Below are 13,190 nucleotides of genomic sequence, written 5' to 3' on the forward strand. Positions count from 1 at the left end.
AATGAAGGACTTCGCCGCGCGGGCGCGGGCGCGAAAACTCAAGCCCGAGGAATATCAGGGCGGCACCACGGCCGTGTCGAACCTCGGCATGTACGGCATCAAGGATTTCACCGCGGTGATCAACCCGCCGCACGCCACGATCCTCGCGGTCGGCGCCAGCGAGGAACGCGCGGTCGTGCGGGGCGGGAAGATCGAGGCCGCGCACATCATGAGCGTGACGCTGAGTTGCGATCACCGCGCGGTCGATGGCGCGCTCGGCGCGGAGTTGATCGGCGCATTCAAGACGCTGATCGAGAACCCTGTGATGATGATGGTGTAGGATCTTCTTTTCCTCTCCCGCAACGGAGAGGAACGGGGAGCCAGACAAACTCACTTCGGAATAGCGAATATTTATGCCTGACACCTCCTTCGACGTCATCATCATCGGCTCCGGTCCCGGCGGCTACGTCACCGCGATCCGCGCGGCGCAGCTCGGCTTCAAGACCGCGATCGTCGAGAAACAGCATCTCGGCGGCATTTGCCTGAACTGGGGCTGCATTCCGACCAAGGCGCTGCTGCGCTCGGCGGAAATCTATCATTACATGCAGCACGCCAAGGATTACGGCCTGTCCGCGGAGAAGGTGAGCTACGACCCAAAAGCCGTGGTGCAACGCTCGCGCGGGGTTTCGAAGCGCCTCAACGAGGGCGTCGGCTTCCTGATGAAGAAGAACAAGGTCGCCGTGATCTGGGGCGAGGCGTCGATCGACGCGCCCGGCAAGATCACGGTGAAGGCGGGCAGCGCCGATTCGCCGAAAGGCGTGCTGGGCGCAGGCAGCTATCAGGCCAAGCACATCATCGTCGCCACCGGCGCGCGGCCGCGCGCGCTGCCGGGGCTGGAGGGCGACAAGAAGCTGGTGTGGACCTATTTCGAGGCGATGGTCGCACCGGAGATTCCAAAGTCGCTGCTGGTCGTCGGCTCCGGCGCGATCGGCATCGAGTTCGCCTCGTTCTTCCGTACCATGGGTGCGGAGGTCACGGTCGTCGAGGTGCTGCCGCAGATCCTGCCGGTGGAAGATGCCGAGATCGCCGGCCTTGCCCGCAAGCAGTTCGAGAAGCAGGGCATCAGGATCATGACCTCAACCAAGGTCACCAAGCTCGACAGAAAGGCCGACAGCGTCGTCGCCACAATCGACGATGGCAAGGGCAAGCCGGTCACCGCCGAGTTCGAGCGGGTGATTTCGGCGGTCGGTGTGGTCGGCAATATCGAGAACCTTGGGCTTGAGAAACTCGGCGTGAAGACCGATCGCGGCTGCATCGTGATTGATGGTTACGGCAGGACCAGCGTGCCCGGCATCTACGCGATCGGGGACGTCGCGGGGCCGCCCATGTTGGCGCACAAGGCCGAGCACGAGGGGGTCATCTGCATCGAGGCGATCAAGGGGCTGAAGCCCCACCCGATGGACAAGCTGTTGATCCCCGGCTGCACCTATTGCCACCCACAGATCGCCTCCGTCGGGTTGACCGAGGCGAAGGCCAAGGAAGCGGGCAGGGACATCCGCGTCGGCCGCTTCCCGTTCGCCGGCAATGGCAAGGCCATCGCGCTCGGCGAGGATCAGGGGTTGGTGAAGGTGATCTTCGACAAGACAACCGGCCAGCTTCTGGGCGCGCATATGATCGGCGCCGAAGTCACCGAACTGATCCAGGGCTATGTGGTGGCGATGAACCTCGAAACCACCGAGGAAGAATTGATGCACACCATCTTCCCGCATCCGACGCTGTCGGAAATGATGAAGGAAGCGGTGCTCGACGCTTACGGCCGCGTGCTCAATATGTGAGAAGCCATAGCGTTTTCGAGCGAAGTGGGGACCGGTTCGCGTGAAGAAAACGCGTCAAAAAATTAAGGCGGTGCCCGGCTTATAGCTTGAAGCCGTTCCGAAACGGGGCCGACCGGACGATGGTTGCAGGGCGGCCACTTTTGTTGCCAGCGCGCAACACCGATCGGACATTTAACCCTGTCAACAGCTGGCTCTTGCAGACGCCGCTATTTAGCCACACCACTTCGTGAATTATTCCAAATGTCGGCTGAAGGCGGACGCTCATCTGGGCTTGGGGAAATTCCCTTGCCTGGAGCGATCCGATCAAAAAAAGCCGCCGGGAAAACAGGTCGGCGATGGTCAGGACGGGCGTGAGGAACAGGCTGATGAACCGTCATGCGACGGCCCGTCAGCATTGTGTGAACCATCGCTTGTTTCATGCCGCGGGATTGGCCGGGCATCAACCCGTCGGACTCCGCAGCGGCGTGGCTGCCGCCCGGGTTGACGCAAATTTGACCAGCGGCGGACGCACCGAACGAAAGACCAATTGGCAGCGCCGCGTGACCAACCATACATCTGCTGAGCTCAGGAAATATGCCCAGCAGATCGGACCGGTAGCCGGCGGTGGCGGGGTATACGAGAAGTCGCGTCATGTGGACGTCTAGGAGCAGAGTTCTTGTTGTGTTGGCGTGGGGTGCGGTTTGCGCCGGCGTGCCGGCATCTGCCTTTGACGGAACCGTGGCCGGGCAGCCTGACGCCGCCACGGCGGCGGCGCTCCCCGTGGCCGCCGCGCCTCTGTCCAGCGCTCAGGCGCTGAAGAAGGCGGTCTCCCCGAGCACCTCGCTGACAGCGCTGCAATACGCGGCCGAAGGCGGGCATCCCATTGCCCAGTGGCGGCTGGGGCGGATGTACGCGAACGGCGATGGCGTCACCCAGGACGACCAGCGCGCCTTCGAGTATTTCAGCCGTATCGCCAATGCCCATGCCGAGGATAGCCCCTCGGCGCCGCAGGCCGCGGTGGTCGCCAACGCGTTCGTCGCGCTGGGGCGCTATTACCTCCAGGGCATCCCGAATTCCACGATCAAGCGCGACGCCGAGCGCGCGCGCGAGATGTTCTCCTATGCGGCATCCTATTTCGGCAATGCCGATGCCCAATACGATTTGGCACGGCTTTACCTGAAGGGGATCGGCGCGCCCCACGACGTCAAGTACGGCGCCCGCTGGCTCGGCCTCGCGGCGCAGAAAGGCCAGCATGAGGCCCAGGCGATGCTGGGCAAGATGTTGTTCAACGGCGATCAGTTGCCTCGCCAGGCGGCGCGCGGCTTGATGTGGCTGACGCTCGCTCGGGATGCAGCCCAGCCGGACGAGACCTGGATCACCGAAAGCTACAACAGGGCGCTCGCGAAGGCGTCCGAGGACGACCGCGCCATGGCGTTGCAGATGCTGGAGCACTGGGTGCAGGGGCGGCGGGACTGAGGCCCGTTTCAGGAGCGCAGGGAACCCATAATCCCTGACATCAGCCATTGGACCGGGATCCCTGACATCGCCATCGTTCTGGCGCCCGAAACGCCATCCATCAGCGGCATGGCGTATCGATCCCAGCATTCACCGGGACGACCGGACCCGCGGCTTGAGGTTCAGGCCGCGTCCAGATCAAGGTCGATCCAGACCGGGACATGGTCCGACGCCTTTTCCCATGCACGGACATGACGATCGATCCCGACCGCGCTGAGCCGGTCGCTCGCCTGTGGCGACAGGAGCAGGTGGTCGATCCGCAACCCGTTGTTCTTCTGCCAGGCTCCGGCCTGATAATCCCAGAAGGTATATTCCCCGGCGGCGTCGGAGGCTGCGCGCAACGCATCGGTCAGGCCGAGCCCGAGCAGCGTCTGAAAGGCTTGCCGCGTCTGCGGCCGGAACAACGCATCGTCAACCCACGAGGCCGGATTGTAGACGTCGCGCGGCGCGGGGATAACGTTGAAGTCGCCGGCAAGCACGAAGGCTTCCTCGCTTTTCAGCCGCTCGCGTGAATAGTCAATAAGCCGCGATATCCAGCTGAGCTTATAAGGATACTTCTCGGTATTCGGCGGATTGCCATTGGGAAGATAGAGGCAGGCGATCCGCACCACGCCGTGCTTGAGCGAGACCACGCCTTCGAGGAATCGCGACTGCACGTCGCCCTCGTCGCCGGCGAGTCGCGGCCGGGTTTCGTCGAACGGGAATTTCGACAGCAGCGCCACGCCGTTGAAAGTCTTCTGGCCGTGCGTCACCACGTTGTAGCCAAGCGCCTCGATGGCCTCGCGCGGAAACTGCTCGTCGACGCATTTGGTTTCCTGAAGGCAGACGACATCCGGCGCGGTTTCCCCGAGCCAGGCGAGAAGGTGATCCAGCCGCTGCCGGATCGAATTGACGTTCCAGGTGGCTATGCGCATGGGGGATTTCCGCGTGTCACTGCCGGGATCTGGCCGGACTTGATCCGGCGCGGATCGGGCCCGCGCGTGACAAGGGAGCTAGATCGAGAAGCTGGTGCCGCAGCCGCAGGACGCGGTGGCGTTCGGATTGACCACCCTGAAGGACGCGCCGATCAGGTCATCGACGAAATCGACTTCGGAACCGGTCAGGAACGGGACCGAGGCGGGATCGACGAGAACCACGGCGGTGTCGCGCGCGATCACCAGATCGTCGTCGGCCTTGGCGCGTTCGATGTCGAACTTGTACTGGAAACCCGAGCAGCCGCCACCTTCGACGCTGATCCGCAACATGGCGCCTTCGCCCTCGGACTTGAGAATCTCCCCGATCCGGCGCGCCGCGCGTTCGCTGACGGTGATGTTGGCTTCGGTCATCGGGCGACTCCGTATGCGGTTGCGGACATTGTCCAAAATTTTGCAATGCCCGCAAGCCATAGTTAAGTGCCCCGGGCGCGAGAATCAAACGATTGGAAGGGGCAAATCGCCGTGTCAGTCGGAATGGCAGCTCCCCGCGCGCCCTACGCCAGCGATTCCGGCCGCAGCCGGGGCCGCCTGTTCGACGAGCCGCCAAGCAGGACCCGCAGCGCGTTCCGCCGCGACTGTGACCGGGTGATCCATTCGACCGCGTTCCGGCGGCTGAAACACAAGACCCAGGTGTTCGTCTATCACGAAGGCGACCACTACCGGACCCGTCTCACCCATACCCTCGAGGTGGCCCAGATCGCCCGCGCGCTCGCCCGGCAGCTCGGCCTCGACGAGGACCTGACGGAGGCGCTGGCGCTGGCGCACGATCTCGGCCATCCGCCGTTCGGCCACGCCGGCGAGCGGGCGCTGGACGGCTGCCTCGATGCGTTTGGCGGTTTCGACCACAACGCGCAGACGTTGAGGGTCGTAACCCTGCTGGAACACCGTTATCCGGATTTCGACGGTCTCAACCTGACCTGGGAAACGCTGGAAGGGGTCGTCAAGCACAATGGCCCGCTGACCGATCGCACCGGCAACCCCGTCGGGCGCTATCAGCGCCGCGGCATCCCGGTCGGAATCGCCGATTTCAACCGAGCCTATGATCTGGAGCTATGGAGTTTTGCCTCGCTCGAGGCCCAGGTCGCGTCGCTCGCCGACGATATCGCTTACGATGCCCACGACATCGACGACGGCCTGCGGGCCGGGCTGTTCGCCGTGGATGACCTGAAGGCGATGCCGCTGACCGCGGCGATGGTTTCCGACACCGCACGCGGCCACCCGCTGCTGGACGACGACCGGCGAGGGGCCGCGCTGGTGCGCGAACTGATCTCCTGCCTGATTACGGCCGTCGTGTCCGAGGCGGAGCGGCGGCTTGCCGATGCGCGGCCGCAATCGGCTGCGGAGGTGCGCAGCCACGGCCGTGCGTTGATCGCCTTTCCGCCGGAAATGGCTGAGGCGGAGGCGCTCATCAAGACATTCCTGAAACAACGGATGTATCGGCATCCTCGCGTCAAGCGGGTGATGGACGAGGCCGAAACCGTCGTCCGGGACCTGTTCGCGCGCTACCGCGACGATCCGGCGGCGCTTCCCCCTCAATGGATGCCGGAGGGCGACGACAGCCGCGCGCTCGATGCCGAAACGGCGCGCAGGATCGGCAACTTCATCGCGGGAATGACCGATCGCTTCGCCATCACCGAGCATCGCAGGCTTTTTGACTCGACCCCGGATTTGCGTTAGGCGGCGCGTAGTCCGTCACCATGTAAATCGCAGATATCATGACCAATTCCAGTCCATCCCAGCACCTTTTCGCAGACGTGCTGGCGCGGGTGCATACGGTATGTGCCGCGCTCGCGGAAGAAGGCGCACTGCCGGCGGGACTGGACCTGTCGCGGATCGTGGTCGAGCCGCCGCGGGATGCCTCGCACGGCGACATGGCGACCAACGCCGCGATGGTGCTGGCGAAGGATGCAAAGTCGAAGCCCCGCGACCTCGCTGACCGGATCGCAACGCGGCTGCGCGCCGACGGCCTGATCGACAAGGCCGAGATCGCCGGTCCCGGCTTCATCAACCTGACCTTGAAACCGCAAGCCTGGTCGGATGCCCTGCGCGCCGTGCTGCGAGAGGGCGAGGGCTATGGCCGCAGCCGGGCCGGCGCGGGCGAGAAGGTCAACGTCGAATACGTCTCCGCCAATCCGACCGGGCCGATGCATGTCGGTCATTGCCGTGGCGCTGTGTTCGGCGACGCGCTCGCGAGCTTGCTGTCGTTTGCGGGCTACGATGTGACCCGCGAATACTACATCAACGATGCGGGCGCGCAGGTCGACGTTCTCGCGCGCTCGGCGTTCCTGCGCTACCGCGAGGCGTTGGGTGAGGACATTGGCGAGATTCCGGAAGGGCTTTATCCCGGCGACTATCTGAAACCGGTCGGGCAGGCGCTTGCTGCCGAGCACGGCGACAAGCTGCGGAATGCGCCCGAGGCCGAATGGCTGCCGGCCATGCGTGCCAGAGCCATCGCCATGATGATGGAGATGATCCGGGGCGACCTTGCCGCCCTCAACATCACGCATGAGGTGTTCTTCTCCGAACGTTCGCTGATCGAGGGGGGCAGTGATCAGGTCGCCGCCACCATCGACTTCCTGCGCGCCAAGGGCGACGTCTATGAGGGACGGTTGCCGCCGCCCAAGGGCGCGCCGGTCGAGGACTATGAAGATCGCGAACAGACCCTGTTCCGCGCCACGGCTTACGGCGACGATGTCGATCGCCCGCTGAAGAAATCGGACGGCGGCTACACTTATTTCGCGTCCGATATCGCCTACCACAAGACCAAGTTCGACCGCGGTTTCCTCAACATGGTCGATGTCTGGGGCGCCGATCACGGCGGCTACATCAAGCGCGTGCAGGCCGCGATCAAGGCGGTGACAGCGGGCAAGGCCAGTCTCGACGTCAAGATCGTGCAGCTCGTGCGGCTGTTGCGCAACGGCGAGCCGGTGAAGATGTCGAAACGCGCCGGCGATTTCGTCACATTGCGCGACGTGGTCGATGAAGTCGGCTCCGACGCCGTGCGCTTCATGATGCTTTTCCGCAAGAACGACGCGGTATTGGACTTCGATCTTGCCAGGGTGATCGAGCAATCGAAGGACAACCCGGTGTTCTATGTCCAGTATGGCCACGCCCGCGGCTTCTCGATCTTCCGCAACGCGCGCGAGGCGTTCCCCGATTTGCCGGAGGAGGACGCGGCGCGCAGGGCCTTCCTTGGCGATGCCGCCGTCGAGCGGCTGACCGATCCGGCGGAGCTTGGCCTGCTTCGGCGGCTCGCGCTTTACCCGCGGACCGTCGAAGCGGCCGCAGTGGCGCACGAGCCGCACCGGATCGCGTTCTATCTCTATGATCTCGCGAGCGAATTTCACGCGCTTTGGACAAAAGGTCGCGATTTGCCTCATTTACGCTTCATTATCAATAATGATGCAGAAATAACCAGGGCGCGGCTGGCGCTGGTTCAGGGCGTTGTCTCTGTTCTCGCATCAGGACTTGCCGTTCTCGGCGTTCATGCGCCGGCCGAGATGCGATAATGGGTGTAGCCGACACAAGGGGGTTTGGTGACGGCTTGACTGGCTGCTGTTTCGTTTAGAACAAGCGAGTTGGCGCCTTTCCGGAAGGGACGCGACATCACGATGGCTAACCGATACCAGGACAGACCTTTCCGGGACGACGGCGGTTACGGACGCGACGAACACCGCGCGAGCGATCAGCCGGAAACCGACCCGCTTGCCGAACTTGCCAGGCTGATCGGCCAGACCGATCCCTTCGAGGACATCAAACGAAGCGCGCCACCGGCTCCGGTAGATGATCCGGTTGATCGCTATGACCCCATCGATTCCTTCGAGCCGGTCCCTCCGGTCGAGGTCGAACCGGCCAGCCCGCCGTCTTGGATGCAAAGACGGATGGTTCAACCCGATCCGCCGCTCCAGGCTGTTCCGCCTGTCGAAACTGCTCCGCACCCCGTTTTACGGCGCGCGGCGGTCTATCCCGACAACGAGCCCCAGGTCCAGGATCCCGAGCCCTATTATCAGGCCGACACCGACCGCTACGATGACGTGCTGTTCGGCCAATTGCCGGACGGGCGGGGCGCTCAGGCCTATGAAGACCAGTTTCCTCCCGAAACCTATCCGGAAGCGCCTTTCGGCTATCACGGCAGCTACGACGTAGAGGAGGATGAACCTGCTCCCCGGCGTCGTGGCGGGATGGCGACGGTGGTCGCGGTTCTGGCGCTCGCGGTCGTCGGCACCGGGGCGGCGTATGCTTACCGCAACTATGCCGGCACCGCCCGAAACGGCCCGCCGCCGGTTATCAAGGCCGACGCCGAGCCCAACAAGATTCTTCCGCAAAAGGTTGCCTCTGGCGATGCGGTCAGCAAGTTGATCCAGGACCGGATGTCAACGGAGAACGGCACCGAGCAGATGGTGTCCCGCGAAGAACAGCCGGTCGATGTCAGGGAAGCCACGGCCTCAGGTCCGCGCGTGGTCTTTCCGCCTTTGAACCAGAACACCAATCCGCCGCCAGTGGCGAGCGTGACGCCGAATGTCAGGCCACCCGCAACCGTTGCGAGCGGAGCCGTCGCCGGCGACGAACCGCGCAGGGTCAGGACGCTGACGGTCCGCGGCGATCAGACTGACCTCGCGGCCGCGGCCGTCGCCCGGCCCGAGGCTCAGGCCGCGCCTGCCACCGCGTCCACCCGGCATGCGCCCGCTGCCACCGCCGCATCTGGCGCAAATGCCCCGCTGGCGCTGTCGGCCGAACAGCGGATGCACGTGGCCTCGACCAATCCGGGCCAGCACGCCCCGGCCGCAGCCGGCACGGGCGGCTATCTCGTCCAGGTCTCCTCGCAACGGAACGAGGCGGATGCGCAGGCTTCGTTCCGGGTGCTGCAGAACAAGTTCCCCTCGGTGCTGGGATCGCGGAGTGCGTTGGTCAAACGCGCCGACCTCGGCGCCAAGGGCGTCTATTATCGCGCCATGGTTGGACCGTTCGGCTCGTCCGAAGAGGCCTCGCGCTTCTGCGGCAGTCTCAAATCGGCCGGCGGACAGTGCGTCGTCCAAAGGAATTAACGGCGACTTCCTTGACCCTCGCCGCCGACGCAAGCTAATCGGCGCCATGGCTGCGCGCGCATTTATTACAGGTACGTCGGGGCTGATCCTGACAGCGCAGGAGCGCGAGTTCCTGCGCAACGAACGGCCGTGGGGATTCATCCTGTTCAGGAGGAATGTCGATAATCCTCTGCAAGTCGCTCGTTTGGTTCAGGACTTTCGAGAAACGGTCGAGGATGCTGACGCACCGGTCCTGATCGATCAGGAAGGCGGCCGGGTGCAGCGGCTGAACCTGCCGCACTGGCCGGCCTATCCGCCGGGCGCGGTGTTCGGCGTTCTCTATGATCGCGATCGCGCTTTGGGGCTGAAAGCGGCGCGGCTAAGTGCGCAACTGATTGCGAACGATCTTGCCGACCTTGGCATCACCGTCGATTGCCTGCCGCTCGCGGACGTTCCGGCGCCCGGCGCGGACGCCATCATCGGCGACCGGGCCTACGGTACAGAGCCGGACAAGGTCGTGGCAATCGCGCGCGCCGTCACCGAAGGTCTGGAACTGGGTGGCGTTCTGCCGGTTCTGAAGCACATTCCGGGGCACGGCCGGGCGACCGCCGACACCCATCTCAAGCTCCCGGTCGTGGATGCTTCGAAGAACGATCTGGAAACGGTTGATTTCGCTGCGTTCAAGGCGCTTGCCGATCTGCCGATGGCGATGACCGCGCATGTTGTGTTCAGCGCAATTGATGCCACGCAGCCGGCCACGACTTCTGCGACAATCGTCGAACAGGTGATTCGCGGAGCCATCGGATTCCAGGGCTTGTTGATGAGTGACGACGTGTCCATGAATGCATTGACGGGATCGATTGCGGAGCGGACACGCGCGATCGTTTCCGCCGGTTGCGACATGGTCCTGCATTGCAACGGCGACCCGGCGGAGATGCGGCAGGTGGCCGGCGAAGCGCCGGAACTGTCCGGTGCGGCGCTGGAGCGTGCGCAACGCGCCTTGGCCTCGCGCAAGCCGCCCCGGCCGTTCGATCGCGAGGCGGCGCGGGCGGAACTCGATGCATTGACGGGAGCGGTAGGCGCATGAGCGCGGAAATTCTGTCGTTCGAAACGGGACGGCCGGCCGAGCGCATCGATAACGACGATGCGCTGGCGCTCGTGGTCGATGTCGAGGGCTATGAAGGCCCTCTCGACCTGTTGCTGGCGCTCGCCCGACAACAGAAGGTGGACCTGTCGAAAATCTCCATCCTGGCGCTTGCCGACCAGTACCTCGTTTTCATCGAGGAGGCCCGCAAGATTCGTCTCGAACTCGCTGCCGATTATCTGGTGATGGCGGCGTGGCTGGCGTTCCTGAAATCGCGGTTGCTGCTGCCGGAGCCGGCGACCCCGGACGGACCGAGCGCGGGTGAGATGGCCACGGCGCTCGCCAACCGCCTGCGTCGCCTTGAGGCGATCCGCGAGGCCGCAAACCGCCTGATGAACAGGCCGCAGTTCCAGCGCGACATCTTTCCGCGCGGCAATCCGGAGGCGATCGCAGAAATCCGCCATCCGCGATTCACCGCGACGCTGTTCGACCTGCTCACCGCTTATGCCACGCAGCGGCAGCAGCGTGTTCTGACCACGGTTCACCTCGCCAAGCGCACCGTCTGGTCGCTGAGCGAAGCGCGCGCCTCGCTGGAGCGTCTTGTCGGGCTGGCCGACGAGGACTGGGGATGCCTCGACGAATACCTGATGACCTATGTCGTCGATCCCTCGCAGCGGGCCACCGTGTTTGCGTCGAGTTTCGCCGCCGCGCTCGAACTGGTGCGGGAGGGCGTCATGGATCTGAACCAGAAAGAGGCGTTCGCGCCGCTCTATTTTCGCAAGCGCGTGCCGCCGGCATCCGCTCCGGTGACGGCGCCCGACGCGCCGGCCCAATAAGGAAGAGGAGACCGAGCGATGGCAAGCCTGGCGGAAATGCGCGTGGCGCATGTCGAGGAACCGGAGTCGGAACTGCCGATGGCGCGTCCAGAGGAATTGCGATTGCTGGAGGCGCTGCTGTTCGCGTCGTCCGAGCCGCTGGATCAGGCGGCGCTGGCCAAGCGGATGCCCGACGGCGTCGACATCAAGGCCGCGCTCACGCAACTGCAGGCGGACTATGCCTTGCGCGGCGTTAATCTGGTGCGAGTCGCCAACAAATGGACGTTCCGCACCGCTGGCGATCTGGCCTGGCTGATGACGCGGGAAAGCACCGAGACGCGGCGGCTGTCGCGCGCGGCGATCGAAATGCTGGCAATCATCGCCTACCACCAGCCGGTGACCCGGGCGGAGATCGAGGAAATCCGTGGCGTCGTCACCTCCAAGGGGACGCTCGACGTGTTGCTGGAGACCGGCTGGATCAAGCCGCGCGGCCGTCGCAAGACCCCGGGGCGTCCGCTTACCTTCGGAACCACGGAGGCGTTCCTGTCGCAGTTCAGTCTCGAAAACCTCGGCGACCTGCCGGGTCTGGAAGAACTGAAGGGAACGGGATTGCTGGACTCCCGTTTGCCCGGGGGCTTCAGCGTTCCGACGCCGTCTGACGATCCCGCTTTGCGCGACGATGAGGATCCGCTCGAAGCCGGCGATCTCGAACTGGCGCTGGTCTCGACGCTGGAGCCAGACAGCGACAATTCAGGCAGCGGCGATGAGGGCGCGAGCGACCCCCCGGACGATGGCAGGAATACCGAAATCGACGAGAATCTCCCGTAAACGGGCCCTGATGTGGACATCCGGCCCCAGCGGGTCGACGACTCTGCGGACATCGGCGATGTGATCGTCCGGGTCTTTGGCCGGGCCGACGAAGCGCGGCTGGTCGCGCAGTTGCGCGAGGCGGGTGACGCGGCGATCGCTGGTTGCGGTCGCGGGCGGGACTGTGATCGGCCACATCCTGTTGTCTGCGATGGCGGCGCCGTTTCGCGCTCTTGCGCTTGCGCCTCTTGCAGTGGCGCCGGAGTAGCAAAAGCAGGGCGTCGGCGCGGCGCTGATAAAGGCGGCTAACGCGCAGGCCCGGCGCAAGAGGTCGGATGCCGTCTTCGTGCTGGGTGATCCGGCCTATTACGGGCGCTTCGGCTTTCGCGGCGATCTTGCCGCCTGTTTTGAAACGGCTTTCGCAGGAGTCCATTTCATGGTGTTGCCGCTGACTGACGGGCTTCCCGCAACTGAGGACGGCTCGATTACGCCCCGGCGTTCGGCAATCTGACCTGAACAAGCACTGTCGCGTTTTCGAGCGAATCCTGTCCTTTGTTTGACCCTGAGATGGACGCAGATTTGCTTCAGGAAAGCGCATCATCCGCGCGACCTGACCTGGTTTGAGCCAAGCGAACTCCGCAAAACGTCAGGCTCGGGCCGGCTTTGATTCCGACAAGTCGGGAATGGCTCTAAGTATTTGGATAAACAAGAGGAAAAACGTTGCTTGAGGCGGTGTCGGGGGTGGTCTGCTAGGCCCCGATGCGCTATATGATTCCGGACACAAACCGACCGGAATCCTCTCTTGTCAGATACCGAAGATACGAAGTCCGGAGAGCCGCCGGCGCCCTCGGGCATTCGTCCCATTTCCATCCTCGAGGAGATGAAACGCAGCTATCTCGATTACGCCATGAGCGTGATCGTGGCGCGCGCGTTGCCGGATGCGCGCGACGGTCTGAAGCCGGTTCACCGCCGCATCCTCTACGCGATGTACGAGAACGGTTTCGAGTGGAATAAGCCTTATCGCAAATCGGCGCGCACCGTCGGCGACGTCATCGGTAAGTACCATCCCCACGGCGATCAGTCGGTCTATGACGCGCTGGTGCGCATGGCGCAGGATTTCTCCATGCGCGTGCCGCTGATCGACGGGCAGGGCAATTTCGGCTCGGTCGACGGCGATA

14 protein-coding genes are annotated in these 13,190 nt (G+C 64.1%); 12 read left to right on the forward strand and 2 right to left on the reverse strand.

Translation table 11 applies throughout. The features are described from left to right. The 4 genes from BGO16_RS02645 to BGO16_RS02660 form a co-directional block, all read left to right on the forward strand. Nucleotides 1–319: 2-oxo acid dehydrogenase subunit E2 (locus tag BGO16_RS02645; protein WP_292617049.1), on the forward strand; the 319-nt coding region annotated here is incomplete at its 5' end. 73 nt (nucleotides 320–392) lie between these two features. Further along, complete coding sequence (gene lpdA / locus BGO16_RS02650) at nucleotides 393–1,814, forward strand: dihydrolipoyl dehydrogenase (protein WP_292617050.1); 1,422 nt, start codon at nucleotides 393–395, stop codon at nucleotides 1,812–1,814. A 365-nt stretch (nucleotides 1,815–2,179) separates the two neighbouring features. Then, entirely contained in the window at nucleotides 2,180–2,458 is a 279-nt protein-coding gene (locus tag BGO16_RS02655; RefSeq protein ID WP_292617051.1) for a hypothetical protein, read from the forward strand. Beyond that, nucleotides 2,445–3,269, forward strand: coding sequence for a tetratricopeptide repeat protein (locus BGO16_RS02660; RefSeq protein WP_292617052.1), 825 nt, complete (start codon nucleotides 2,445–2,447; stop codon nucleotides 3,267–3,269). Before BGO16_RS02655 ends, BGO16_RS02660 begins: the two co-directional genes overlap by 14 nt. 161 nt (nucleotides 3,270–3,430) lie before the next feature. On the opposite strand, the gene xth is transcribed toward BGO16_RS02660, so the two are convergent. Together xth and erpA are read right to left on the reverse strand one after the other, a co-directional pair. Then, a complete protein-coding gene (xth, locus tag BGO16_RS02665; RefSeq protein WP_292617053.1) occupies nucleotides 3,431–4,222 on the reverse strand; it encodes an exodeoxyribonuclease III in 792 nt (263 codons plus the stop codon). 78 nt (nucleotides 4,223–4,300) lie between these two features. Beyond that, nucleotides 4,301–4,633: an iron-sulfur cluster insertion protein ErpA gene (gene erpA / locus BGO16_RS02670; protein WP_292617054.1), complete on the reverse strand. Its 333-nt coding sequence runs from the start codon at nucleotides 4,631–4,633 to the stop codon at nucleotides 4,301–4,303. Between the two features lie 111 nt (nucleotides 4,634–4,744). On the opposite strand from erpA, the gene BGO16_RS02675 reads away from it, so the two are divergent. The 8 genes from BGO16_RS02675 to BGO16_RS02710 all read left to right on the forward strand — a co-directional run. Then, on the forward strand, nucleotides 4,745–5,959 hold the full coding sequence (locus BGO16_RS02675) for a deoxyguanosinetriphosphate triphosphohydrolase (RefSeq protein WP_292617055.1): 1,215 nt from the start codon (nucleotides 4,745–4,747) through the stop codon (nucleotides 5,957–5,959). Between the two features lie 38 nt (nucleotides 5,960–5,997). Continuing rightward, nucleotides 5,998–7,791, forward strand: a complete 1,794-nt coding sequence (argS, locus tag BGO16_RS02680) for an arginine--tRNA ligase (RefSeq protein ID WP_292617056.1) — start codon at nucleotides 5,998–6,000, stop codon at nucleotides 7,789–7,791. A 102-nt stretch (nucleotides 7,792–7,893) separates the two neighbouring features. Continuing rightward, a complete protein-coding gene (locus BGO16_RS02685; RefSeq protein WP_292617057.1) occupies nucleotides 7,894–9,327 on the forward strand; it encodes an SPOR domain-containing protein in 1,434 nt (477 codons plus the stop codon). A 46-nt stretch (nucleotides 9,328–9,373) separates the two neighbouring features. Continuing rightward, nucleotides 9,374–10,393 (forward strand): beta-N-acetylhexosaminidase, encoded by a 1,020-nt coding sequence (gene nagZ, locus BGO16_RS02690; RefSeq protein ID WP_292617058.1) that lies wholly within the window; start codon nucleotides 9,374–9,376, stop codon nucleotides 10,391–10,393. Beyond that, entirely contained in the window at nucleotides 10,390–11,226 is an 837-nt protein-coding gene (locus BGO16_RS02695) for a ScpA family protein (RefSeq protein ID WP_292617059.1), read from the forward strand. The genes nagZ and BGO16_RS02695 overlap by 4 nt, the downstream gene beginning before the upstream one ends. An 18-nt stretch (nucleotides 11,227–11,244) precedes the next feature. Next, on the forward strand, nucleotides 11,245–12,033 hold the full coding sequence (scpB, locus tag BGO16_RS02700; protein WP_292617060.1) for an SMC-Scp complex subunit ScpB: 789 nt from the start codon (nucleotides 11,245–11,247) through the stop codon (nucleotides 12,031–12,033). 325 nt (nucleotides 12,034–12,358) lie between these two features. Continuing rightward, complete coding sequence (locus BGO16_RS02705) at nucleotides 12,359–12,523, forward strand: hypothetical protein (protein ID WP_292617062.1); 165 nt, start codon at nucleotides 12,359–12,361, stop codon at nucleotides 12,521–12,523. 291 nt (nucleotides 12,524–12,814) lie between these two features. Continuing rightward, a partial coding sequence (locus BGO16_RS02710; RefSeq protein ID WP_292617063.1) for a DNA gyrase subunit A occupies nucleotides 12,815–13,190 on the forward strand: 376 nt, incomplete at its 3' end.

The organism is Nitrobacter sp. 62-23, from assembly GCF_001897285.1.
Classification (GTDB): Bacteria; Pseudomonadota; Alphaproteobacteria; order Rhizobiales; family Xanthobacteraceae; genus Nitrobacter.

Coding starts and splice junctions, on each gene's coding strand:
- scpB (WP_292617060.1), top strand. CDS start 11,245: ATGGCAAGCCTGGCGGAAATGCGCGTGGCGCATGTCGAGGAACCGGAG.
- BGO16_RS02685 (WP_292617057.1), top strand. CDS start 7,894: ATGGCTAACCGATACCAGGACAGACCTTTCCGGGACGACGGCGGTTAC.
- BGO16_RS02660 (WP_292617052.1), top strand. CDS start 2,445: ATGTGGACGTCTAGGAGCAGAGTTCTTGTTGTGTTGGCGTGGGGTGCG.
- BGO16_RS02655 (WP_292617051.1), top strand. CDS start 2,180: ATGAACCGTCATGCGACGGCCCGTCAGCATTGTGTGAACCATCGCTTG.
- BGO16_RS02695 (WP_292617059.1), top strand. CDS start 10,390: ATGAGCGCGGAAATTCTGTCGTTCGAAACGGGACGGCCGGCCGAGCGC.
- argS (WP_292617056.1), top strand. CDS start 5,998: ATGACCAATTCCAGTCCATCCCAGCACCTTTTCGCAGACGTGCTGGCG.
- erpA (WP_292617054.1), bottom strand. CDS start 4,633: ATGACCGAAGCCAACATCACCGTCAGCGAACGCGCGGCGCGCCGGATC.
- nagZ (WP_292617058.1), top strand. CDS start 9,374: ATGGCTGCGCGCGCATTTATTACAGGTACGTCGGGGCTGATCCTGACA.
- xth (WP_292617053.1), bottom strand. CDS start 4,222: ATGCGCATAGCCACCTGGAACGTCAATTCGATCCGGCAGCGGCTGGAT.
- lpdA (WP_292617050.1), top strand. CDS start 393: ATGCCTGACACCTCCTTCGACGTCATCATCATCGGCTCCGGTCCCGGC.